Below are 24,650 nucleotides of genomic sequence, written 5' to 3' on the forward strand. Positions count from 1 at the left end.
CAAAATATTTTACACTCCCAAAAAAGGCCTAAAGTAGGTAAAGCTAGGTGAGTTGAGTATACAGTTACCTACAATCGGTTAAAAATTAAGATATAGTAGGTAATTTAAGGATCTTGATTGTTTAGGACTTGATTTTATTCACAAAGTCGGCTATTTTCCTGTTGAAATGAAAAATATTAATCAAAGGTCCTTTTATAATTTTGAACTGGATCTTGTCTGCTTAGATTAGACTGGGTATTATGGTGAAGGTGACTGGTACTAGCAATTATATGATTTTGCGGATAGCAGCACTGATTTTAGCATTTTGCCGCTTGCGTGGATTGTCTGGAGGGATCATACATTCGAAACCTAATCTCAACCATAATTCGTGAGTCAAATTCAAGTAACAAACTGGACGATAAATAGTTTTAAAAATAATTTTGGAAAAAGTGTTGACTCAATATAGGTTATTATGTATACTAATAATCGTTGTTAAAAGCAATCAACTCAACTTATTGGGTATTAGCCAAATGGTAAGGCAGTGGACTCTGAATCCATAATTTACAGGTTCGATCCCTGTATACCCAATCCTAACAACATTGTGCATCTGTCAGCGTCCTTAGTCGTTGATATGATGCACTTTTTTTATTTTATTTCACAAGCAAAAACACTCAAAAACAAGGAAATTCTGGTAACATTTCTGGTAACGAAAAATTTCACAATAGGGCAGGTAATAGCGGATAAGTTGTTGATATAACGGTATTTTGGCAGTTCCATAATTGGGACTGCCTTTATTAGTTTCCGATGATTTTCTGGTAACATTTCGCTTTTTAGCCATCGCCAACTGATCAGCAGTAGGCAAAACGATTTTTCGGTGGCGCTCAAACGCAAAATTTTTGGAATTTACCGTTTGAAAAGGTCGATGCGCGTTCAAGAACATAAAAAATCTAACCCCCGTCAAAATAAGGCGGGGGCTTTGGGGGATGATGCAGGGCGTGGAAAACTCTGCAAAAGATTCAGTTGAAGAAGATATTATAGCGACTCAGATCGCTGATCACGATCATTGTCATTGTTGACCAACAGCTCGCCATGGCAAATCAATTTTAATGGCAAGGCCAATTGGTGCTGATGCGCTGGCTTGATAAAAGCGGTCTGCTCGGTGGTGCCTAAAATCATGCCGCTGATGCCATGACAGCGGCCGCCAAACTGCAGCTGCAGATGTACTGGCTGGTCTTGATCGATACTGAGTTTCAATAATGATCGAATCGCAAATTGGCTCTGATGATTTTGGGGAACTTCAATTGGCAGGGTGGCAAATTCGTTTTCAACCTCGTTAAGCTCAGCAATCCGGAAGCCATGCCACTTACCCATGCCGTAGTCAATGTATTCATTTTTAAAAAAGGCGTTGGCAATCTTGGCCGCTTCTTCATCATGATACTTAGGCAGGCGAACCGGGGCTGACATGGTGGGCGAAACTGCTGAATTCTTGATAATCGGCTCCTGTTTAAATGTCGGTGCTTGATAAGGGTGGGAGACAATGCGGCGCTGACTTTCTGGCCAGCGTTGATTGTCAAAACCACGAAAATCAATGTTGATCTGCAGACCCTCTTGTTCGCGCAGCAGACGCAGCAGTGTTTCTAACTGATCCAGGTGCTGATTGGACATTGAATAAAGAGGATAGGAATGCGTTCTAAAATGTGGCCGGTAGATCTCAAAAAAGAAGTTAAACTGATCGTCATAATGATCATTGACTACCAGAATATGATAGATGGTTTTAGGCAGTCTTTTAAATAATGGCCAGACCTGTTCAGCAATTTGATGAGCAGCGCTGGCAAGTGAATCATCCATGGTTTACCTCATTAAATTTTTAATCGCCCCGCAGTTGGCAGCGAGGTCATGCTGAATATCAACAATCAATCAGAACAGCGAGATCTGCTGTGTATTGGCATCGCTGAGCCGGCTCAATGCAACGGAAATATTGCGAACGGCAGCCCCTGACCAAGCCTGATGAAAAATGCCAAGCAGATGATCGATCAACAGTTTTCGTTCAGCAGTTGGCTCAATGGTAATCTCATGACTATAGCTGGTGCGGCCATTCTCATCGGTAACGCCATTGGCATAGCCAAGTCCCAGGCGAATGCGACCGGCTTTTTGATGATGCCTGCTGAGTCGATCGATTACGTCGTTGGCAACCTTGATGATGCCCTGCTCAATGTCTTTTTGACGGCTGAGATCTTTAGGCATGACTTGTGAACTGCTCCAGCTGGGATTTTTAGGGGTCAGCCGTACGGAAAGATCAGTGCGGTCAATACCCCAAGCCAATGCGTAAAGATGAGTACCGACAACGCCAAATTCATGCTTAAGCCAATGAGGATCGGTATGAGCTAGATCGCCAATGGAATTAATGCCTAAAAGATTTAGTTTCGCAGCTGTTTTTTTACCAATGCTCCAAATATTGGTCAAATCATGTCGTGGCCAGATACGAGCGGCAAAATCATGATATGAAAGCCGTCCCTGAAAATTAGGCGCGTGCTTGGCGAACAGATCTAAGGCCAGTTTTGCCTGCAATGGATTTTCACCAATCCCAACCGTAGTCCGTAAGCCGAGTTCTTCAAAAACAGCCCGCTGAATTACCGCCGCTGCTTTTTCAGGAGTTGCGCCAAAAAATGGCCAGGTGTCGCTTAAATCAAGGATGCTTTCATCGATTGAGTATGGCCACCAGTGATCAGCATCAGCATAGCGACGGAAAATCTGATTGATCTGCCGGTTTTTTTGCCGATAAAGCGCTAGTCGTGGCGGAACGGTTAAAAGTCTGGCATCACTAGGAACCTTGTAGCCGCGGTCAACGTTGCGAATGCCAAAGTGCTTTTTAGCCAGTGGCGAGGTGGCGACGACCAGACCGCTGCCATTATTTTCATGTTCAGCCATGACCAGCAGAACGGAATCCAATGGGTCAATTCCGCGCTGAACGCTTTCAATGCTGGCGAAAAAAGACTTATTGTCAATCATCAAATAAACGCCATGTGGTTCATTATGGTAGTCAAGCATCTCAAAATGGCATCCTTTCAGGTAACTTTTAATCAATTATACGAACGTGTGTTTCAAAATGCAAATTAAACCATTAAGCAGCTGGTCTGATCCGAAACACGAAAGCAGCAGGTTGGCTGATGGTTTGCCAAATCAGCAGCGGATATCATAAATACCGGTTCGAAAAAATGTTACATTATTGTTGCAAATGAGTTACAATGGTAATGAAAAATTGAATCTGGAAAGGGGCGGTTGACATGATTAAGCAGTCGAAACATTGGCTAACGGGATTGTTGATGGCAGCAATGGTGCTGAGCTTAACTGGCTGTGCATCAGTCAGCGCTCCAATCGGCAACAATCAGTCAGCCGATTCCAGCAGCTCAGCGACAGCAGTTTCGCATCAGCGGGCCCCAAAGAAGCACGCGGCTGCCAAAACCAGTAAGGCCAGCCAATCCAGCAGCCAAACGTCGCAAAGTATCAGTTCATCAGCTGCAGCCGCAACCTCCAGCAGTCTTGATGGTGAGACTGTTCAATCATCAGACGCAGCGGTTCAGAAAGCCGAGCCAGCGACATCAGCAGCTCAAACGGCAGTCAGTCAAGCAGCTGCTTCAAATGAGTCAGCGCAGGTGGCTGCAACGGTTAACGATCAGGTAGTTGATGGACTTAACCAAGCCGCTGGTCTGCAGCCGGAAAATGGCGACCAATATATGACCTCACAGACCAGTGATGGCAGCTGGCAGGTTGACGTGCGGACCAGCAGCGGTGCAGGGCAGGATCCGAATGTCTCGCATTTAAAAGGAATCTACAAATACAATCCAGCAACCGGTCAATACCAACAGATGGATCCAATGACTGGTGAGTTCAACTAAATATTCACATTGCCAATGGTCATGAACGCTGGACGGTTGGCAATGGTTTTTTGCTCAGTGAAAGCATCCGTTAAAACGGGTGCTTTTTCTATCTCCAAAAATGCTTGACGATTATGGGAAAGAGAGTAAACTAAAAAATCGTTAGGTACATAACTATTATGTACCTAACGATTTTAATTGGAGGAAATAAAATGTCGATTAGCGATGAAATGCTGTTTGGTCATCTGTTTTTGTTGGGCATGGACATTCGAATGGTATCCAAGCCTAAACAACGTGGCTTTCATGGTCAAGGGCGCGTCTTGTTCCTATTGTCGAAACATGAGAATATCTCACAGCGTGAATTGGCCAGCCTGGCACAGATCAAGCCGGGTTCAATGACTGAGATTCTGACCAGAATGGAAAGAGACGGTCTGATTACAAGACAGCGCGATGTCAGCGACAAGCGCGTCATTCATGTGCGGCTGACCAAAGCGGGTACTGAACTGGCAAAAGAAAATCATCAGCGTCATCAATGGTTCTGCAAAACTCTATTCGGAACGCTGAGTGATGAGGAAAAAGCAGAACTTAATCGATTGATTTTAAAAATTGATCAAAACATCAAAAATGAATGTTTAAAAAATAAAGAAGGTGAGAATAGTCATGCTTAAGATTGCCAAACGTAATCTGCAATGGTGGGCCGTTGTCTTGGCGGTTTTATTTATGGTTGGTCAGGTCATTTGTGACTTGACGATTCCAACGCTGACCTCGGAAATTATCAATCGTGGGGTAGTCAAGCAGGATCTGTCGTTTATTACTCATGAAGGATGGATCATGATGGGGGTCGCGCTGATTGGACTGTTAATGGCAATTGGCAATATTTATTTTGCAGCCACACAGGCGATGAAGGTCGGCAAAAATCTGCGGGCTCAGATCTATCAGCGTGTTTTTCGGTTTTCGGAGCGTGAGATGTCAGAGTTGGGAACCTCATCTCTGATTACGCGCTCAACCAATGATGTGGTGCAGATTCAAAACGTGATCGTCCAGATGCTGCGGATGATGATTCAGTCGCCAATCATGTTGGTGGCGGCCTGTTTTTTGGCTTATCAGAGCGAACCAAGACTGACCAAGATTTTTCTGATCAGTCTGCCGATCTTGGCAGTAGTCATTATTATTATCATGTCGATGGCCACGCCTTTGTTTAAGAGTATCCAGAAAAAGACCGACCGCATCAATCTGATTTTTAGAGAAGGCTTGACTGGCGTGCGGGTGATTCGGGCCTTTAATCAAGACGACTATGAGCAGGAACGCTTTAAAAAGGCTAATCGCGACTATACGGATACTGGAATCAAGGCCTTTACGCTGGTCTCGTTGATGTTTCCGGTAATGTCCTTGATTTTGAGTCTAACCAACGTCAGCATCATTTGGATGGGCAGTCATCTGATTGCGAACATGACGATGGAAGTTGGTGATCTGATCGCGTTTTTAAGCTATGCCGTAATGATTTTGATCAGCTTCATGATGCTTTCGATGATCTTTGTCTTTGTTCCGCGGGCGCAGGCATCGGCAGTTCGAGTCAATGAGGTCTTGGAAAAGCCGATCAGCATTCACGATGCGCCAAAGGATCAGCAGCTAAAGCTCGATTTGAGCAAACCAGCCTCATTAAGCTTTGATCATGTCGATTTTCGCTATCATGGCGCTGAACGACTGGCGCTAGCCGATCTGAATTTTAAGGTTAAGGCTGGTCAGACGCTGGCAATTATTGGCGGAACGGGATCAGGCAAGTCAACTTTGGTGAATCTGATTCCGCGGCTTTTAGAGATTGAAAAAGGCGAGATTCGAGTCAACGATCAGCCAATCAATCGCTTGAGCCAGCATGATCTGCACAGCTTGATCTCGATAACGCAGCAAAAAGCCGTGCTGTTTACGGGGACGGTTCGCAGCAATCTGCAGTTTGGCAATGATCAGGCTGATGATGAACAGATGTGGCATGCCTTAGAAGTAGCTCGAGCAGCCGATTTCGTTAAGGAAGCTGGCGGTCTGGATGCAGTCGTTGAGCAAAATGGGAGCAACTTCTCGGGTGGTCAGCGGCAGCGGTTGGCAATTGCGCGGACGATCATTAAAAAAGCATCCGTTTATGTTTTTGACGATTCATTTTCAGCGCTAGACTTTAAAACCGATGCCCAGCTGCGAATGGCCTTAAAAGCCGACCCGCAGATCAAGCAGGCCGTGACGGTGATCGTGGCACAGCGGATCTCAACGGTTGCCGATGCCGATTTGATTTTGGTACTGGATGAAGGACGCGTGGTTGGACAAGGAACGCATGCTCAGTTGAAGGCTGACAATCCAACCTATCAGCAGATTCTGCATTCACAGATTCAGGAAGGAGATGAAGCACATGCGTAGAGGACCACATGGCGGACCACGCGGCAAGGAAGCCAAGGCACAGGATTTCTGGGGCACGACTGGTCGCTTGTTTTCCTATCTGCGGCCATGGGCTTGGGGAATGATTTTCTCGATCGTGCTGGCCATCATTTCCGTAATTCTATCGATCGTCTCGCCTAAGATCTTAGGACAGGCCACGACGACGATTTATCAAGGAATAATGAAGGGTTATGCTCAGATGAAGGCTGGGCAGCATCTGACCGCATTGCCGATTGATTTTGACAAGATCAAGCACATCGCCATTATTGTCGTTTTGCTTTATTTGTTCTCAGGCCTTTTCAGTCTGGCACAGCAGGTTATTATGACCAATATTTCGCAAAAGGTGGTCTATAACCTGCGCCGTGACGTTAAAGCCAAGATGAAAGTCGTTCCGGTTAAGTTCTATGATACGCACAGCAATGGGGATCTGATGAGTCGAATGGTCAATGATATGGACAACATTGCCACCACGCTGCAGCAGAGTCTGATTCAAATGATTACCAGTGTGATTACGTTTGTCGGAGTGCTGGCGTTGATGCTGTCTATCAGCTGGAAACTGACGCTGGTTGCGCTGATCATCGTACCTTTGAGTCTTGGTGTCGTTGGTATGATTGCTCCCCGTGCGCAGAAACTGTTCAGTACGCAGCAAGAGGAGCTCGGCAAGATCAATGCACAAGTTGAGGAAACCTTTGCTGGGCAGACGATCGTGCGGACGTTTAATCATGAAGAAGATGAAGAAGCCAAGTTCGCGCAGAAAAACGAGAAGTATTATCATTCTGCCTGGCTGGCGCAGTTCTTTTCGATTCTGATCTTTCCGTTTATGAACTGCATCAAAAACGTTGGCTATCTGCTGGTTGCTGTGATTGGGGCTGTACAGATCATCCATGGTCAGATTACGTTGGGCAACGTCCAGGCATTCTTGCAATATACCAACCAATTCTCGCAGCCTTTGACTCAGGTTGCCAATCTGAGCAGTACGATTCAGCAGACGATTGCCTCAGCTGAGCGAATCTTTGAAGTGCTGGACGCGCCGGAAATGGATGAGCGAATTTTAAAAGACCAGCCATTGACCGGTCATGATCAGCCTAAGATTGAGTTTAAAGACGTTCAGTTCAGCTATAATGACGAGCCGCTGATTCAAGACTTTAATCTCAAGGCGCCAACCAATCATATGGTCGCAATCGTTGGGCCGACTGGGGCCGGCAAGTCAACGATCATCAATCTTTTGGAGCGTTTCTACGACGTCAAGGGCGGTCATATCTATCTTGATGGGCACGATACGCGGACGATGACCCGCAGCCAATTAAGAACGCATATTGCAATGGTGTTGCAGGATACCTGGCTGTTTAAAGGCACGATCTTTGACAACATCAAGTATGGTCGTGAGGACGCAACTGAAGAAGAAGTCTATCAAGCAGCCAGATTAGCCTATGCCGACAGTTTTATTCGCGAGCTGCCAGATGGCTATCAGACGGTGCTGGATGAATCAGCGTCCAATATTTCCCAGGGTCAGCGGCAGCTGCTGACGATTGCCCGGGCATTTTTGGCTAATCCAGAAATTCTGATTCTAGATGAGGCGACCAGCTCAGTCGATACCCGAACCGAGTCTTTGATTCAAAATGCCATGAACGATATTCAGCAGAATCGAACCAGTTTTGTCGTGGCCCATCGTTTGTCGACGATTCGCAATGCCGAGCAGATCATTGTCATGAATCATGGGCGCATTATTGAAACGGGCAATCACCAAACCTTGATGGCTAAGCATGGCTTTTATGCTGATCTTTACAACAGTCAGTTCTTGGGTAATCAGATTTAGCTGATCATTCAGTGCTTGACATTTTAAAAAAAGATGTTAGATTAATAATCAATTAAAAATAAAGCATAAAAATGAGAACAGTGATGAGAAGAGTAGATCACAACGGGTCGTTAAAGAGAGTCCGATCAGGTGAAAGCGGACCGACCAATAATGATTGAAGATGAGCTCGGAGTTCGTTCAGGGGTCAATAGGCTACCTGAGCCGGTAAGCGACCGATATCTCGCCCAGTATGTCCGTACTGAATGAGACTGTCATTGTGAGATGGCAGTGAAAATGGGTGGTACCACGAAACGCCTTCGTCCCATGATTTCCTAAACTGATCGGGAAATCAGGATGAAGACGTTTTTTGTTTTTAAGGAGGAATCATCATGGCAGTTTCTGCAGCGTCTTCACGAGACTGGCATCGACTGCACGGTGACGTTCTTGTATCCGGCTACTCATCATTTTCGGCATGCCGGTGGTGAAAGAATCAAGCAGCACTATGTCTGTCTGGAGCAGATTCGTCAGCGATGTTTTGACGGTTTGATCATTACGGGAGCGCCAGTTGAATGTCTGCCGTTTGAAGCCGTTGACTACCGGGATGAGTTTAAGCAGATCGTTGAATGGGCTCACGATCACGTTAAATCGATCATTTATGAATGCTGGGCAGCTCAAGTGGGACTTTGGAATGATTTCGGCTTGCCCAAGCAGAAAATGAGCCATAAGCTATTTGGCGTTTATCAAGGAACCGCAAGCTGTGATTCAGCACTGTTAAAAGATCTCAATACGATCAAGATTCCGCAGTCTCGGTATACCAAAGTTGAGCTGCCCAAGCAACTGCCAGCAGGGCTAAAGATACTGGTCGCCAACCAGACGATTGATCCTTTAATCTATCAGGCTGATGAAGGACATTCGATCTATATTACCGGACATCCCGAATACAGCGCCGATACGCTCGACAATGAATATCAGCGTGATCAGCAAAAGGGCCTGGCTATTCAGCCGCCGAAAAACTATTATATTGATCAAAATCATCTGGATATCGACTATTCATAGCGGCAACCTGGAATTCAGCTTTATCGCAACCGGCTCAATAGCTTAGCTGGTTAGCGATCAGCCATCGATCTGGCAGTAGATGTGTTAGAATAAAGGCCGAGTCTAAATAAAGAGGTCAAAACATGCGCGAATATCAAAATACGATCCAATCCTTGAATGCCATGGTCGATGATGGCATCGTTCCTGGAATCAGCTGGGCAATCTTTGAAGGCAAGACAACCTTAAAAAACGTGGCCGGTCTGGCTCAGCTGCAGCCAAACAAAGAACCACTGATCGATGGCATGCTCTATGATGTGGCATCACTGACCAAAGTCGTGGGCACCATTCCCGTGATCATGCAGCTAAAGGACGCGGGACTTTTGGACTGGGATGATCCGGTCGTCAACTGGCTGCCAGAGCTGAATGATGATCGAGCTACGATTCGCAATCTGCTTACGCACACTTCCAGCATCGAAGGCTATATTCCGCATCGTGATGAGCTGCCGGCCGCTGAGCTGACTAAAGAAATGCTCAATACTCTGCGCGTTGGCCCTAATTTAAATAAGCAGATCCGCTATGCTGACGTTGGTCTGATCTATGTTGGCTGGATTGCTGAAAAAATCCTGGGTGAGCCGATTCAAAAAGCAATTACGGAACGGATCTTAAAACCGCTGCAGATGAATGATACGACGTTTTTCCCGGATCCAGCCAAATGCGTGCCAACCGAGATTAAAAAAGAACGGGGATTGATTCGCGGTCAGACGCATGATCCCAAAGGCTATGTCTTAGGTGAGCACTGCGGCAGCGCGGGGATGTTTGCCACGCTAGATGATCTATTAAAATTCAGTCATGCCCTGCTTGAAACGAATCTGGACGGACTGGTCGAACCGGCAACGATCAATAGCCTGTTTTATGATCAGACGCCGATGAATGGTGAACATCTGCGCAGCTTTGGCTGGAAACTGTTCCATTCGCGCAGCTGTGACCATCATTTTGTTATTTCGCATACTGGTTATACGGGAACGTGGATGGTTTTGGACAAACAGACTGATCAAGGGATGATCGTCTTGTCCAATCGCGTTCATCCAAGTGCCGACAATCAAGCCTTCCTGGATGCCAGGGATCACTTGTTTGCGACGTATCTAAATGAAAAGGACCAGTAAAAAAAACGTCACGCAGCGCTGCGTGACGTTTTTATTATTGGTTTTGCATTGAGCTTTTAAGATTGTCCATTCGTTTGATGACCAGTGTTTCAAATAAAACCAGCAGACAGCCAAAAGGCAGTACCCAGTTGTCGGGAGCAATCAGCAAGAGAATGATCAAAAGCCAAGAGCCCCAGTTCCATTTGCTTTCAACGCGCATGGTGCTGAACAGCCGCTGCTTTAGCTGAGGGTCACGGGCCAGATCTTGGTTGCCGCGCAGCCAGGCATATAAGCGAAATTCCCAAAAGCTTTCAACAATAAAGATAATCGTGATCAAAGTAGCATAGAGATCAGTATTAATCATTCATTCACCATTCCTTTGACTAGAAGGTCGGCTTGATTTCCAGGGCCGCTGCCTGACTGAGATCGGCAGCGGGATATTTATGGTGCAGGGCAGCCAACAGGATCTTTTTGGCGATCTCACCGTTGCGCGTCAAAATTGGTCCGTGGAAGTAAGAACAGTAGACGTTTTTGTAGATTGCGCCTTCACTGCCATCCTCGCCATTATTGCCATGACCGGAAACGACCTTGCCCAATGGACGCTCACCCTTGCCTAGATAAGTCTTGCCATTGTGATTTTCAAAGCCATGGTATTCCTGCCCGGTTTCTTCATTTTTAATGGTAATGTCACCAATGAAGCGGTTATGGTCCTGACTCAGGGTGTAGTGATCCAAAACGCCCAGACCGGGAATTTTTTCACCGTTTGCACCAATATAGTAGTGCCCCAGGAGCTGGTAGCCGCCGCAGATCGCCAGCAGCGGCTTGCCATCATTGATAAATTTTTCGATCCCGGCTTTTTTGTTAGGCAGGTCTTTTGAGACAACCAGTTGCTCATAGTCCTGGCCACCGCCAAACAGTGCCATGTCAAACTCGTCAGGATTAAATTCCTCATCAATGCTGACAACCTTAACGGCAATGTCGGCATCCATCTGTTTGGCATAATAGCGCAAGGCGATGATGTTGCCAACGTCACTGTAGGTATTTAGCAGATCACCATAAAGATGGGCCAGATTCAGATGGTACTTGGTCATTAGTCCATCCCTCCTTTAATGTATCCTTTTTCGGCCAGCAGCTTGCGGAGCTGTAAAACGGCCGTATAGCTGGCTAAGACATAAACGTGATCAGTTGGCAGATCCTTGATTTTGGTCAGTACGCTGGCAAGTTCCGGTTCTTTCCATATATTGTCGACTCCGGCCATCGTCAGTCGCGTGGTGATATCCTTGTAGCGCTCGCCGCCAGTCATATACTGCTTGATATCATGCTGAGTCAGCTTTTCAAAGTCGCCGTCCCAGATCCAGCTGGTGTCGATCCCATCGGCGTAGTTGGCGTTTAACAAAAAGACAAAGCTGAATGGTTCGGGATCAGTCTCGATCATATCAAGAACCTGATTGAGGCCAACGGGGTTCTTGACCAAAATCAGCGTTGTTTTTTTACCATCGATATTGATCTCTTCTTGGCGCCCAAAGACTCGTTCGTCGGATTCAAAGGCATGCTTGATCTGCGATTGACTGACGCCTAGGAAACGACCCAGCGCATAGGCCGCCAGCGCATTGTAGATGTTGTAGAGACCACCGATTTCAATCCGATATTCCTGGCCGTCAAGTTTAAACGTTGAGCTGGTTGGCGTCAGTTTTCCCAGTTTGGTAACGGCGTAGTCAAGCTTAGGACGCTTAAAGCCGCAATGTGGGCAGAAGTAGTCGCCTAAGCCGGCATAGGTGATCAGGTGGTAGTGCAGAATGTGCTGACACTTAGGACAAAGCAGACCGTCAGTATTGGCTGGAGCTCTCAGGTCATCGTGATGCTCGTGGTTAAAGCCGTAATAGATAACGGGGTTTGGCAGGTTCTGCGTGTTGAAGAGCTGCTCGTCACCGTTGGCAATGATCGTGGCTTTTGGTGCCATCCGCACGCCTTTGAGAATCTTTTCATAGGTTGTGTAGATTTCGCCATAGCGGTCCATTTGATCACGGAAAATATTGGTAAAGACAAAGGCAACTGGCGTGATATAGGAGGTGACGATGGCTACGTTGGCCTCGTCAACTTCCAAAACGGCCAGCCCTTTTTGTTTTGGCTTGGGTGCGGTGATAAACGTCGTAACGATTCCCTGCTTCATGTTTGAGCCGGTGGGATTGGTCAAGACATCGCTGTATTTTTCGCGCAGGACGCGGACGCTTAGTGCAGTCGTCAAGGTCTTGCCATTAGTCCCAGTGACAATAACCAGGTCATATTTTTTAGCAAACGACTGGAGAATGTCGGGATCCAGCTTTAAAGTGATCTTGCCTGGCAATGAGCTGCCGCCGTGCATGAAGGTATGCAAAAACCAATAGCTGGAGCGACCAGCAAATTCGGCAAATGAGCTTTTCAGTGACATAAAAAAATCCTTCCGCAAAATAATTTTTAACTTATTATAGTACCGATCAATTTTAAACTTTGCATCCAAAAAAAGAAAGTCATCATGCTCAAATCGTCTAAAAGGTCCACAGCAGCGATAATTTGTGATAAAATTTTATACTTGTGTCGACTGAATTGCAGCCTTGGGTCAGACGGTTTAAAATAGGTCTGATTTTCGGTATAATTTAGTTACTATTGCAAAGAAAAGGTGAAAGAGCGTGGCACAGTTATTCTTCAAGTATGGCGCGATGAATTCCGGCAAGTCGATCGATGTCTTAAAAGTAGCTCATAACTACGAAGAACAAGGCAAACCGGTTGTTTTACTGACCAGTGGCGTGGATACGCGGTCAGGGCGGGGGACGATTGCCAGTCGAATTGGTCTGGAAAGAAAAGTTCATCCAATCATGAAAGACACCAATGTCTATGAATACGTCAAAAACATTGACCAGCGCATCTACTGCGTCTTGATCGATGAGGCTCAGTTTCTGTCCAAAGAGCATGTCTTACAGCTGACGCAGATCGTTGATGAATTAAACATTCCCGTCATGACGTTTGGCTTGAAGAATGACTTTCGCAATGAGCTGTTTGAGGGCTCCAAATATCTTTTGATCTATGCGGACAAGATCGAAGAAATGAAGACTATCTGCTGGTTCTGCCCTCATAAGGCAACCATGAATCTGCGCATGCTTGACGGTCATCCCATTTATGAAGGAGAACAGGTTCAAATCGGCGGCAACGAGTCGTACTACCCGGTTTGCCGCAAGCACTACTTTCACCCGCTGCTGAATAAGAAACAGGAGAAATAATCATGGAAATGGAAGAAATCTTTGACAAGCTTCAAGCGGTTGCCGATCGCTATGATGAGCTCAATGAATTGATCAGTGATCCAGAAGTAATTGCTGATACTGCTCGGTTTATGAAATTGTCCAAGGAAGAAGGAAGCCTGCGCGAAACCGTTGAAAAGTACAACGAATATAAACAGGTAACGCAAACCATTAAAGATGACGAAGAAATGCTTCGCGAAATTGATGATCCTGATCTAACGGCGATGACCAAAGATGAGATTGCCTCGTCTAAGGAACGGCAGGCCACGCTGGAAAAGGAATTGGAAGTGCTTTTGATTCCCAAAGACCCGAATGATGACAAAAACATCATCATGGAGATTCGTGGGGCCGCTGGCGGGGATGAAGCCAGTCTGTTCGCGGCTGATCTATACGACATGTATCTGCGCTATGCTGAAAAGCAGGGCTGGAAAGTTGAAGTCGTTGACAAAAATGAAACTGAAGTCGGCGGCTTTAAGGAAATCTCTTTGCTGATCACTGGCGACAAGGTCTACTCCAAGCTGAAGTTTGAAAACGGCGCGCACCGAGTTCAGCGGGTACCGGTAACGGAATCGGCTGGTCGTGTGCACACGTCAACGGCGACGGTCGGTGTAATGCCTGAAGCTGAGGACGTGGAAATTGATATCGATCCTAAAGACATTCGTACTGATGTTTATCGTTCATCTGGTGCCGGTGGTCAGCACATCAACAAGACTTCCTCTGCCGTTCGGATGACGCACCTGCCAACTGGTATCGTAGTGGCGATGCAAGACGAGCGTTCCCAGCAGCAGAACCGGGCTAAAGCCATGCGGATCTTAAAAGCGCGGGTTTACGATTACTACCAGCAAAAAGAACAAAATGCCTATGATCAAAAGCGTAAGGATGCGATTGGGACTGGGGATCGTTCTGAACGAATCCGGACCTACAACTATCCGCAAAACCGGGTTACCGACCATCGTATCGGCTTGACGCTTAACAAGCTGGATAAGATCATGGCTGGCGATCTGGACGAGATTATCGAGGCCTTGATCATTGCCGATCAAACCAAGAAACTGGAGCAGCTGCGCAATGAATAAGCCAACCGGTGAGTCTTGGAACTATTTTCAAGCTCAGCGCTGGGCAGCCGAATATTTGAAAGAACGCGGATTGGATCCGCAGACGCCTGAGTTTATTTTGAAAATGATTCATGACTGGAACACGACAACGCTTTTAATGCATAATCGCGATCGCATGCCATCCGAAGAAGCAGTGCGGTTTCGGCGGGCAATCGAGCGGGTGGCCGATCATGAACCGCCGCAGTATGTCGTTGGCAAAGCGCCGTTTTACGGGCGGATGTTTATCGTCAGTCGCGATGTCTTGATCCCAGAAAGCGAGACTGAGGAACTGGTCGAGTGGGTGCTGGACACGATGCCGAAAGATAAGCCGCTGCGTGTGCTGGATTTGGGAACTGGCAGTGGCGTGATTGGGATTACGCTAAAGCTTGAAAGACCGCTTTGGCAGGTGACGCTTAGTGATATCTCAGCTGGCGCCTTGCGGGTAGCGACTGCCAATCAGCGTCTGCATGGAACCAATCTGCCAGAAATCGAAAGCGATATGTTTGCCAGACTGGCGGATCAAAAGTTTGATTTGATCGTTACTAATCCGCCATATATTGCAACGTCAGAAATCTCTTTAATGGATAAGGCCGTTTTAGACTATGAGCCGCCGGTTGCTCTGTTTGCCGATGAGCATGGTCTTGGCTTTTATCATCGGCTGTTTGAAAGCATTGGCGATCATTTAACGACGCATGGTCAGCTGTTTGGGGAAACCGGATTTGACCAGGAGCAAAGCATTCAAGACCTTTGTCATCAAGTCGCGCCATATGCTCAGATCGAAACTCGTCATGATATGGCCGATCGCATGCGGATGATTCATGCATGGAACTTTTAAGTTTGGGAAGGAAACACGATTTTGGAAACAAGAATTTTTAAGCTGAATGAAATTGATCAAGCAGCTCAAGCCATTAAAGATGGACAGTTAGTGGCTTTCCCAACTGAGACGGTCTACGGTTTGGGTGCCGATGCTACTAATGAAGCTGCGGTCAAAAACGTCTATCTTGCCAAAGGACGGCCCAGCGACAACCCTTTGATCGTCCATGTCGCATCGATTGAAATGGTTGAACGGTACGCGGCTGAGATTCCGAACAGCGCGCGTCAGCTGATGAAGGCGTTTTGGCCCGGCTCATTGACGATTATTTTAAAGATCAAGCCAGGCTCGCTTTCAAAAACGGTTACGGGGGGACTTGAAACGGTTGCCTTTCGCTACCCTGATTGTCAGCCGACGCTGGACCTGATCTTAAAAGCCGGCGTTCCAATTGTTGGTCCGTCTGCCAATACGTCAGGAAAGCCTAGTCCGACAACGGCTCAGCACGTCTTTCATGATTTGAATGGCAAGATTTTCGGGATTCTTGATAATGGTCCGACCCGGGTAGGAGTTGAGTCAACGGTACTGGATCTGTCGACGCCGCAGCCGGCAATTCTGCGTCCAGGTGCCGTTACCAAAGCTCAGATTGAATCTGTGATCGGTTCAATCGACTTGGATCAGCACCATGTTGGGACCAATGAAACGCCTAAAGCTCCAGGGATGAAGTATCGCCATTATGCACCGGGCGTTCCAGTAGCCATCGTTGATCCGCAGACGAATTGGCAAAGCGTTAACGCCTGGATTGAAGAGCAGCCGTCTAAGGTTGGGGTAATGGCTGAAAAACAGATCCTGGATGCATTCAGCTGGCCGGATAATGCTGTCATCTACTCGCTTGGCGAAGACGTCAGCGATGCCAGCTCACATTTGTTTGCCGGCCTGCGATTCTTTGACGATCAAAAAGACGTTGCCTCCATTCTGGTACAGGGGTTGGATGCAACCGGTCTGGGCGCAGCCTACATGAACCGTCTGAATAAATCGGCTGGCGGCAAGCATTTTGAGGTACCGGTCAAATAATTGATAAAATTTGCTTTTTGCCTAAGCAACCAGGTCCGTTTTTGGTACAATAGTTGAGAAACATTTAAGGAGAGTTATATATTCATGGGCAAGTTTGAAGTTATTGAACATCCACTGGTTCAACACAAATTAACGATGATTCGCGACAAAAACGTTGGGACTAAGTTTTTCCGCGAAACGGTCAAGGAAATTTCAACGCTGATTGCTTACGAGGTTTCCAAGAACATGCCGCTCAAAGAAGTTGAAATCGAAACGCCAATCTGCAAGACGACTCAAAAGGAACTGGCCGGCAAGAAAGTTGCCATTGTGCCAATCTTGCGGGCTGGTCTGGGAATGGTTGAAGGATTCACCGATTTGATTCCGGCAGCCAAGATCGGTTTTATTGGCATGTACCGTGATGAAGAAACGCTTAAGCCACATGAATATTTCGTCAAGCTGCCAAGCGATGTTTCGGAACGTCAATTATTCGTTGTCGACCCAATGCTGGCAACGGGTGGTTCGGCAGTTGATGCAATTGGCGCCTTAAAGAAGCGGGGCTGTGAAGAAAAGAACATCAAGTTTGCCTGCCTGGTTGCTGCTCCAGAAGGCGTTAAGGCAATCCAAGCCGCTTATCCGGATGTTGACATCTACACGGCAGCCTTGGATGAACGCTTAAACGAACAAGGCTACATCGTCCCAGGACTAGGCGATGCCGGCGATCGTCTTTTTGGCACCAAGTAGTCTGATCTAACATTAAAGGTTCAGTCTGTGACCTGCTCACGAGCTGGGCTTTTTTATTTTGCCAGATAAAAGTCTTAACATTTTTTAACAACTGTCGGTAAACGAAGCCAAACTTGCCAAAAATAGTAAAATGGTAGCTGATTGTTAAAATTAAATCCAATAAAGGATCTGAGAAAATGCAGAAATTAAAAGGTTCGGCCGGTTTTGCAAGACAGTTTTTGATCTTGCTGGTTATTGGGCTGGGTGCGCTGCTGTTTACCTTTCATAATGAGGCTTTTTATCAGCGACCATTGGCAAAAGTTGAACAGGTACATAACGAAAAAGCCGTTAAGCAGACTGATGAGTTTAAAAACGTTGATTGGCAGACTAAGCAGCACCTTAGAATTAAAATGCTGAATGGCAAATATCGCGGTCAAGTGCTTACGGTTACCAATACCTATTCTTATTCCGGGGCAATGGATCAGAGGTATCGAGTCGGCAACGAGATTTTTTTGACGCGCGTTCATGAAAAAAATGGCGAGCTGCATGCTGCCATTGCCGGCTATAAGCGTGATACCGTCATTGTCTTTTTAGTCTGGTTGGTAATTTTGCTGCTGCTGTTGATGATGAGAAGACAAGGCAGCTTAGCTCTGCTTAGTGTGATCGTCAATACGATTCTGTTTATGCTGGCTATTGAGCTGGATCTGAAAATGCAGTCCTCGCACGTGCTGCTGATTTTTGGCGTGCTGGCATTGATTTTTACGGTCATCAGTCTGGTCATGATTCTAGGTTTTACCAGGCGAATGCTGGCTACCTTGGGGGCAACAGTTTTTGGCACGATTGCCGCAATGCTGATCAGTCTGCTGGTTTTTAATCTGACACAGGAACGCGGAATTTATTATGAATCGATGCAGTATGTCACTCAGGTTCCGCGACCGCTCTTTTTGGCCGAGACGCTGCTGGGGTCGCTGGGTGCCGTAATGGATGAGTCAAGTGACATCGTGGCGACGATCTTTGAGCTCAAACAGCTTGATCCAGCTGCAACCAAGCGTCAGCTGTTCTTAGCCGGACGCAGCGTCGGTCAATCCATTATGGGGCCGTTGGTTAACGTCTTGTTTCTGATTTTTATGGCCGATACCTTTACCTCATCTTTGCTGTATTTGAAAAATGGCAATTCCTGGGGCTACACGTTTTCAATGAATATGTGTCTGGGCACCGTTCAAAGCTTGATCAGCGGAATCGGCATCGTTTTGGCGATTCCGATTGCCAGTGCATTAGCAGCACTTTTATTAGGAAAGAAGGCAAAAGCATGAGTACGATTACGGCATTGGGACTGGTCTTGATGATTTTGATGATTTTAGTTGGCGGTAAGCAGGGATGGACATCATTTTTAAGCCTGCTGCTAAACTTTGGCTTTTTATATTTTGCGATCGTACTGATTGCCTTCCACGTTCCGCCGTTGTTTGTAACGCTGACGACTGGAACTATTATTTTGGCAGTAACGATTTTTATGGGTGAGGATGATCTAAAAACGACCGTGACGGCTTTTTACGCATCGCTGATCGTAATGGGAATTCTCCTGCTGCTGATTATTGGCGTTGAGCACTGGGCAATGGTACAGGGCTTTGGTCCCGAAGACAGTGAGGATCTGGAGGGCATGTCGATTTTAATTGGTATCAGCTATCTGAAAGTGGCTGTTACAACGACGATTCTAAGCACGCTGGGGGCGATTGCTGAAGCAGCGATGGCGGTAGCTGCGGGACTGACTGAGGTTTTAAATGCGCATCCTGATATCTCGACTGCTCAGATTATGAAAAGCGGCATGGCAATTGGCGGACAGATTATTGGAACGACTTTTAATACGTTGTTCTTTGGCTTTTTTGGCGGTTTTTTAACGCTTTTTATCTGGTTTGCTGGATTACATTACTCATTTGGAACGATTATGAATAATAAGATTTTTGTTGCCGAGATGATAATGGTATTGACTTCTTTTATTGGAGTTCTGTTAACGGTTCCGATTACGGCTTGGATAATGGGGCTGCGCAAAAAGACGATAGTTGACAGTTTTTCTGAAAACAAGTAAGCTATAGTCTAGTAACTTGAATATCGGTCCTTTAATGAAATCCAGAGAGGTTTCCAAGGACGCGTTAAAATAATCATCCATCTTGCGGGTTGTTTTAAGGTAGTCTTTGGGCCGGAGCTCAAGGGCTATTATTTTTATCTGCATAGGGGTGTTTTTGAATGGCACATCGTGATGGCGTCGTTTTAGACGTTGATGAAAGGCCAGAGTTTGGTCAGTGGGTTGGATTGTCATTGCAGCATATGTTCTCAATGTTTGGTTCAACCGTGCTGGTGCCGATTCTGGTTGGATTGAATCCAGGAATCGCTTTGTTCAGTTCAGGGGTTGGAACTTTGATGTATCTGCTGATCACGCGTCACAAGATTCCGGCTTATATGGGTTCGAGCTTTAGTTTTATCGTCCCAATGATGGCATTGATGAAATCAACGGGCTACCCAGGGATTGCTCAAGGTACGATCGCGGTTGGCTGTGTGTACTTATTGGTATCGTTGATCGTTACGATGATTGGCTCGGACTGGATTGATCGCGTGCTGCCGCCAATCGTGGTCGGCCCAATCGTGATGGTGATCGGACTTTCTTTGGCCAGCACGGCGGCTAAAGATGCCACGCTGAACGGTACGCATTATGACCTGCGCTATTTTGCCGTTGCCATGCTGACATTGTTGGTTACGATTGCTTTTAACATGTTTTGTAAAGGCTTTTTGGGTTTGATTCCGATTCTGCTGGGGATTGTTTGCGGCTATGTGATTGCCTGTCTGTTTGGCATTGTTGACCTGGCGCCAGTAGCTGCGGCACATTGGTTCAGTCTGCCTGATTTTCAGGTTCCGTTCGTGACCTATCAGCCGCATTTTTATTGGGGCGCGATTTTAAGCATGGCACCAATTGCGTTTGTTACCATGACTGAGCACATGGGGCATATCATGGTTCTTAACGAGCTGACCGAACGCAACTACTTTAAGGATCCCGGGTTGAATCACACTTTGGCTGGGGATGGGACGGCTTCGATTATTGCCGGCTTCGTTGGTGGACCGCCAGTGACGTCTTATGGAGAAAACATTGGTGTCTTGGCAATTACCCGCGTTCATAGCGTCTACGTTCTGGCAGGGGCTGCCTTGTTTGCCGTCTTCTTCAGTTTTGTCGGCAAGCTGAGTGCGTTGATTGAATCAATCCCAGGCCCCGTTATTGGTGGGATTTCCTTCCTATTATTTGGTGTGATTGCCTCTAGCGGTCTGCGGGTTATGATCGAAGACCAAATCGACTTTAACAAGAAGCGTAATTTGATGATCAGCTCGGTAATTCTGGTGATCGGGATCGGTAATGCCTACTTAAAGTTAGGCCAATATCAGTTTTCGGGATTGGCGGTGGCAGCGGTCTTGGGGATTGTTTTAAATCTGATCCTGCCTGATGAGGCTGCCAGCGAACGTAAGAAAAACAACTAGACCAATTAAAAAGAAACAAATGATGACGTTTTATCTCAAATGTCATCATTTTTTTATTTGTGTCAATGAATAGATATAAATTATAAACAATTTATTAGGTTGGTTTATATATTATATTAACTCGAAGTGCCTGCTGTGTAACGGATTGAGCTGATGTTGGCGCTTTCTTTGACTCTGATATTTTTTTGAAATTTTAATGAAATAATGCTATATTAATGATCGTAACTTGGGACAGTTCGTGGTTGTTTCAACGAGATGGAATCCAATTTACAAACCAAATTATTGTTATAAAGAAAAGAGGTGGAATATAAATGGGCGGTGAAGCTTATACTTTTAAGCTATTCGGCCTTACGTTCAATGCGACTAACGTGATTTCAGGCACCATTATTTTTGTCTTGGTCTTCTTTGTTTTATTTGGTCTTTCACGGCATTTGCAAATGAAGCCTAAAGGCGGTCAAAACGTAATTGAGTGGTTGATTGAATTTACAAACGGTATCGTGCGGGAACAAATGCCTGCATCAGAAGTTGGCAACTACAGCTTCTTGGCCTTCGTACTGTTTGCCTTTATCTTCTTCTCAAACCAGCTGGGTCTGATTTTCCAAATCGGATGGAACGGAAACGAGATTGTGAGAAGTCCCACTGCCGATCCAGTCGTAACGCTGACTTTCTCGTTGAGCATGATCATGCTGGCACACTTTGCCGGGATCAGCAAAAACGGTTTGAAGCACTACTTTGGCTCTTACCTCAAGCCATATGCTGTTATGCTGCCAATTAACTTGGTTGAGGAATTTGCCAACTTCTTGACGCTTGGTCTGCGGCTCTTTGGTAACATTTTTGCCGGGGAACTGCTGCTGAAGTTGCTTGGACAGATGGCCTTTTCACACGGTGTTCCAACGATCCTGGTCAGTCTGCCACTTGAAATTATTTGGCAAGGCTTCTCAGTCTTCATTGGGGCTATTCAGGCTTATGTCTTTGTAACATTAACTACGGTTTATATTTCTCAGAAGGTTTCTGCTGAGGAATAAGCATATCTTAAGGAGGATATAAAAATGGGTGCAATTGCTGCAGGTATCGCTGCTTTTGGTGCGGCACTGGGTGCCGGTATTGGTAACGGTTTTGTTATTAGCCACACGATCGATGGGATGGCTCGTCAACCAGAAATGTCTGGTGCACTGCGTGGTACGATGTTCATTGGTGTTGGTTTGATCGAAGCCATGCCTATCCTGGCCATCGTTATTGGCTTCCTTGTAATGAACAAGTAGTTCAAAATAACTAAAGCTATCAATTTACAAGGAGGTGTCAATAGATGTTGCAAGGTGTTCTGGCTCAATCCAATAGCTTATACGTCGGAGACATGCTGTTTTACATTGTTTCATTTATTATCCTGATGCTGTTGGTTAAGCATTATGCTTGGAAACCAGTTACGGATATGATGAACAAGCGGGCAACCAAGATTTCCGATGACATCGACAATGCAGAAAAGTCGCGTGCCGAAGCAGAAAAGCTGGCTGCACAGCGTCAAACTGAATTGCAGAACTCTCACCAAGAAGCCGCCAAGATTATCAGCACGGCCAAAAAGACTGGTGAAGCTCAACGGGACCAGATCGTTACGGATGCGCAAAAAGATGCACAGGTCGTAAAAGAGCAAGCCCAAAAGGATGCTGAGCAGGCACGTCGTGATGCTCTGAAAGGGGCGCAAAACGATGTTGCCAACTTATCTATTGAGATTGCTTCCAAGCTCATCCACAAGGAATTAAACGCGGACGATCAAAAAGCACTGATCGATTCGTACATCGAAGGGTTGGTAAAACATGAGTCTTGATAAGAAGACGGTTGCTAACCGCTATGCGAAAGCAATTTTTGAGCTGGCTGAAGAAAACGGTCAACTCGATCAGACTTATCAAGAATTACCTGCTTTGCGTCAAGTCTTCGAAGAAAATGACAGTTTGGCAGCGCTGTTGAGCGGTGTCGATCTGTCACTCGCTGAGAAAAAATCTTTGATTGATGCATTGAAAAAGGATGCTTCGCCATTCGTTTCCAATCTGATTCAAATGGTTTTTGATTACGGCCGCATGGATGATTTGGTCGCAATTATTGATGAGTTTGAACGGCGTTACGATGCATTTAACAAACGCATCCACGCCGAAGTAATCACAGCGGTGCAACTCGATACGAAGCAACGCGATCAACTGAAGGCTGGTCTGGCTAAGCGCCTGTCAGCCAACGAAATCGTATTGCACGAAACGGTTGATCCGTCAATTTTAGGCGGAGTCATCATCCGAGCAAACAATGAAACTCTGGATGGTAGTCTCAGTTCAAAGATTGAACAAATTCGTCGTTTACTTGTTAAATAATCAATTGTCAAAGAGGTGAGACCTTTATGAGCATTAAAACTGAGGAAATCAGTTCACTCATCAAGAAGCAGCTCGCCAACTATCAGGACCAAATTTCCGTTGAAGAAACTGGGACGGTTACCTATGTTGGTGACGGGGTTGCTCGTGCCGATGGCTTGGAAAATGCCATGGCTGGTGAGTTGCTCGAATTTAGCAACGGTGTCTACGGGATGGCCCAAAACCTCGAAAGTAACGATGTTGGTATCGTTATTTTAGGGGACTACACGGGAATCCGTGAAGGCGATACTGTTAAGCGGACGGGCCGGATTATGGAAGTTCCCGTCGGTAAAGAACTGTTAGGTCGGGTCGTTGACCCACTGGGACGTCCAATTGACGGTCTTGGCGAAATCAAGACCAACAAGACGCGTCCCGTGGAAAAGAAGGCCCCTGGCGTTATGCAGCGGAAGAGCGTTAGCGTGCCACTGCAGACTGGGATCAAGGTTATTGATGCCTTGGTACCAATTGGTCGTGGCCAACGTGAATTGATCATTGGTGACCGTAAGACTGGTAAGACTTCACTTGCCATTGACACGATCATCAACCAAAAAGACCAAGACATGATTTGTATCTATGTTGCAATTGGTCAAAAGGAATCAACGGTACGGGCTCAAGTTGAAACGCTGCGTCAATATGGCGCCTTGGACTACACGATCGTCGTTTCAGCCAGTGCCTCCAACCCTGCACCAATGCTTTACCTGGCACCATATGCCGGAGCTGCAATGGGTGAAGAGTTTATGTACAATGGCCAAGATGTCTTGATCGTTTACGATGACTTGACGAAACAAGCCGATGCCTACCGTGAACTGTCACTGATTCTGCGGCGGCCACCAGGTCGTGAAGCCTACCCAGGTGACATTTTCTACACGCACTCACGTCTGCTTGAACGTGCTGCACGGCTTTCAGACGACATGGGCGGCGGTTCAATGACTGCTCTGCCAGTTATTCAGACCCAAGCCGGTGACGTTTCAGCCTACATTCCAACCAACGTTATCTCCATTACTGACGGTCAGATCTTCTTGGATTCTGATTCCTTCTATGCTGGTCAACGTCCAGCCATCAACGCCGGGACTTCGGTTTCTCGTGTCGGTGGTGACGCTCAGATCAAAGCCATGAAGAAGGTTGCTGGTACGTTGCGTCTGGATATTTCTGCCTACAACGAACTGGCTGCCTTTGCGCAATTCGGTTCTGATCTGGATGAAAACACGCAGCGTCGTCTGGGCCGTGGTGAACGGACGATGGAAATCTTAAAGCAGGGCCTGCACGAGCCACAACCAGTCGCTCAACAGGTTGTAACGCTTTTTGCTCTGTCACATGGCTATGTTGACAACATTCCTGTTCAAGACGTTCGTCGCTTTGAACAGGAACTGGCTGCCTACATGCGTGCAAACCATCAAGACGTTTATGACCAGATTGCAGAAACTGGCAAGCTGCCAGAAGGCGATGTTATCGACCAGGCAATCAAGGACTTTAAGGAAACGTCATTTCAAACCAGCGACAGCGACAAAGCTGCCAAAAACTAAGCATGACTAGTCGAAAGGACGGTGAGA

At 46.4% G+C, this 24,650-nt stretch carries 24 protein-coding genes and 1 tRNA gene; 20 read left to right on the forward strand and 5 right to left on the reverse strand.

Going from position 1 to position 24,650, the window contains the following annotated elements:
* Nucleotides 1–495 precede the first annotated feature (495 nt).
* Nucleotides 496–567 (forward strand) — tRNA-Gln (locus tag FC47_RS02455).
* 444 nt (nt 568–1,011) lie between these two features.
* Here FC47_RS02455 and FC47_RS02460 read toward each other — a convergent pair.
* The gene (locus FC47_RS02460; RefSeq protein ID WP_056967773.1) at nt 1,012–1,827 is read right to left on the reverse strand and encodes a hypothetical protein; all 816 of its coding nucleotides are present in this window, start codon (nt 1,825–1,827) and stop codon (nt 1,012–1,014) included.
* Between the two features lie 69 nt (nt 1,828–1,896).
* Nucleotides 1,897–3,027: a Y-family DNA polymerase gene (locus FC47_RS02465; RefSeq protein WP_056967775.1), complete on the reverse strand. Its 1,131-nt coding sequence runs from the start codon at nt 3,025–3,027 to the stop codon at nt 1,897–1,899.
* A gap of 236 nt (nt 3,028–3,263) precedes the next feature.
* Here FC47_RS02465 and FC47_RS02470 point away from each other — a divergent pair, with 236 nt between their 5' ends.
* From FC47_RS02470 to FC47_RS02495, 6 genes are all read left to right on the forward strand, one after another.
* A complete protein-coding gene (locus FC47_RS02470) occupies nt 3,264–3,875 on the forward strand; it encodes a hypothetical protein (RefSeq protein ID WP_056967777.1) in 612 nt (203 codons plus the stop codon).
* 191 nt (nt 3,876–4,066) lie between these two features.
* Nucleotides 4,067–4,522: a MarR family winged helix-turn-helix transcriptional regulator gene (locus FC47_RS02475; protein ID WP_006500309.1), complete on the forward strand. Its 456-nt coding sequence runs from the start codon at nt 4,067–4,069 to the stop codon at nt 4,520–4,522.
* The gene (locus FC47_RS02480; RefSeq protein WP_006500308.1) at nt 4,515–6,257 is read left to right on the forward strand and encodes an ABC transporter ATP-binding protein; all 1,743 of its coding nucleotides are present in this window, start codon (nt 4,515–4,517) and stop codon (nt 6,255–6,257) included. The genes FC47_RS02475 and FC47_RS02480 overlap by 8 nt, the downstream gene beginning before the upstream one ends.
* The gene (locus FC47_RS02485; protein ID WP_006500307.1) at nt 6,241–8,091 is read left to right on the forward strand and encodes an ABC transporter ATP-binding protein; all 1,851 of its coding nucleotides are present in this window, start codon (nt 6,241–6,243) and stop codon (nt 8,089–8,091) included. Before FC47_RS02480 ends, FC47_RS02485 begins: the two co-directional genes overlap by 17 nt.
* 333 nt (nt 8,092–8,424) lie before the next feature.
* Nucleotides 8,425–9,126 carry a homoserine O-acetyltransferase/O-succinyltransferase family protein gene (locus FC47_RS02490; protein WP_006500306.1) on the forward strand — a complete coding sequence of 234 codons (702 nt, stop codon included), beginning with the start codon at nt 8,425–8,427 and terminating at the stop codon, nt 9,124–9,126.
* 122 nt (nt 9,127–9,248) lie between these two features.
* The gene (locus FC47_RS02495) at nt 9,249–10,268 is read left to right on the forward strand and encodes a serine hydrolase domain-containing protein (protein ID WP_006500305.1); all 1,020 of its coding nucleotides are present in this window, start codon (nt 9,249–9,251) and stop codon (nt 10,266–10,268) included.
* Nucleotides 10,269–10,302: 34 nt separating this feature from the next.
* Here the strand turns inward: FC47_RS02495 and FC47_RS02500 are convergent, their stop codons facing one another.
* Genes FC47_RS02500 through FC47_RS02510 form a run of 3 tightly spaced genes read right to left on the reverse strand, consistent with a single transcriptional unit; the run spans nt 10,303 to nt 12,675 of the window.
* Nucleotides 10,303–10,611 (reverse strand): hypothetical protein, encoded by a 309-nt coding sequence (locus FC47_RS02500; protein WP_033934396.1) that lies wholly within the window; start codon nt 10,609–10,611, stop codon nt 10,303–10,305.
* Nucleotides 10,612–10,630: 19 nt separating this feature from the next.
* A complete protein-coding gene (locus tag FC47_RS02505) occupies nt 10,631–11,338 on the reverse strand; it encodes a type 1 glutamine amidotransferase (RefSeq protein ID WP_056967779.1) in 708 nt (235 codons plus the stop codon).
* A complete protein-coding gene (locus FC47_RS02510; RefSeq protein ID WP_056967781.1) occupies nt 11,338–12,675 on the reverse strand; it encodes a Mur ligase family protein in 1,338 nt (445 codons plus the stop codon). The genes FC47_RS02505 and FC47_RS02510 overlap by 1 nt, the downstream gene beginning before the upstream one ends.
* Nucleotides 12,676–12,913: 238 nt before the next feature.
* Between FC47_RS02510 and FC47_RS02515 the strand changes: the two genes are divergently transcribed.
* From FC47_RS02515 to atpA, 13 genes are all read left to right on the forward strand, one after another.
* Nucleotides 12,914–13,501, forward strand: a complete 588-nt coding sequence (locus FC47_RS02515) for a thymidine kinase (protein WP_006500301.1) — start codon at nt 12,914–12,916, stop codon at nt 13,499–13,501.
* An 8-nt stretch (nt 13,502–13,509) separates the two neighbouring features.
* On the forward strand, nt 13,510–14,592 hold the full coding sequence (gene prfA / locus FC47_RS02520) for a peptide chain release factor 1 (RefSeq protein ID WP_174435177.1): 1,083 nt from the start codon (nt 13,510–13,512) through the stop codon (nt 14,590–14,592).
* Complete coding sequence (gene prmC / locus FC47_RS02525; protein WP_056967783.1) at nt 14,585–15,445, forward strand: peptide chain release factor N(5)-glutamine methyltransferase; 861 nt, start codon at nt 14,585–14,587, stop codon at nt 15,443–15,445. Before prfA ends, prmC begins: the two co-directional genes overlap by 8 nt.
* Before the next feature lie 21 nt (nt 15,446–15,466).
* Entirely contained in the window at nt 15,467–16,492 is a 1,026-nt protein-coding gene (locus tag FC47_RS02530) for an L-threonylcarbamoyladenylate synthase (RefSeq protein ID WP_006500298.1), read from the forward strand.
* A gap of 84 nt (nt 16,493–16,576) precedes the next feature.
* Entirely contained in the window at nt 16,577–17,212 is a 636-nt protein-coding gene (upp, locus tag FC47_RS02535; protein WP_006500297.1) for a uracil phosphoribosyltransferase, read from the forward strand.
* A gap of 176 nt (nt 17,213–17,388) precedes the next feature.
* Nucleotides 17,389–18,504, forward strand: a complete 1,116-nt coding sequence (locus FC47_RS02540; RefSeq protein WP_056967785.1) for a YibE/F family protein — start codon at nt 17,389–17,391, stop codon at nt 18,502–18,504.
* Nucleotides 18,501–19,274 carry a YibE/F family protein gene (locus FC47_RS02545; protein ID WP_006500294.1) on the forward strand — a complete coding sequence of 258 codons (774 nt, stop codon included), beginning with the start codon at nt 18,501–18,503 and terminating at the stop codon, nt 19,272–19,274. Before FC47_RS02540 ends, FC47_RS02545 begins: the two co-directional genes overlap by 4 nt.
* A 158-nt stretch (nt 19,275–19,432) precedes the next feature.
* Complete coding sequence (locus FC47_RS02550; RefSeq protein WP_006500293.1) at nt 19,433–20,710, forward strand: solute carrier family 23 protein; 1,278 nt, start codon at nt 19,433–19,435, stop codon at nt 20,708–20,710.
* A gap of 311 nt (nt 20,711–21,021) precedes the next feature.
* Complete coding sequence (gene atpB, locus FC47_RS02555) at nt 21,022–21,735, forward strand: F0F1 ATP synthase subunit A (protein ID WP_006500292.1); 714 nt, start codon at nt 21,022–21,024, stop codon at nt 21,733–21,735.
* 24 nt (nt 21,736–21,759) lie between these two features.
* Nucleotides 21,760–21,972 (forward strand): F0F1 ATP synthase subunit C, encoded by a 213-nt coding sequence (gene atpE / locus FC47_RS02560; RefSeq protein ID WP_006500291.1) that lies wholly within the window; start codon nt 21,760–21,762, stop codon nt 21,970–21,972.
* Nucleotides 21,973–22,016: 44 nt separating this feature from the next.
* The gene (atpF, locus tag FC47_RS02565) at nt 22,017–22,532 is read left to right on the forward strand and encodes a F0F1 ATP synthase subunit B (RefSeq protein WP_033934402.1); all 516 of its coding nucleotides are present in this window, start codon (nt 22,017–22,019) and stop codon (nt 22,530–22,532) included.
* Nucleotides 22,522–23,064 carry an ATP synthase F1 subunit delta gene (gene atpH / locus FC47_RS02570; protein WP_056967787.1) on the forward strand — a complete coding sequence of 181 codons (543 nt, stop codon included), beginning with the start codon at nt 22,522–22,524 and terminating at the stop codon, nt 23,062–23,064. The genes atpF and atpH overlap by 11 nt, the downstream gene beginning before the upstream one ends.
* Nucleotides 23,065–23,090: 26 nt before the next feature.
* Nucleotides 23,091–24,623, forward strand: a complete 1,533-nt coding sequence (gene atpA / locus FC47_RS02575; RefSeq protein WP_006500288.1) for a F0F1 ATP synthase subunit alpha — start codon at nt 23,091–23,093, stop codon at nt 24,621–24,623.
* The last annotated feature ends 27 nt before the right edge of the window (nt 24,624–24,650 follow it).

The sequence above is a fragment of the Limosilactobacillus mucosae DSM 13345 genome (assembly GCF_001436025.1).
GTDB classification, from domain to species: domain Bacteria; phylum Bacillota; class Bacilli; order Lactobacillales; family Lactobacillaceae; genus Limosilactobacillus; species Limosilactobacillus mucosae.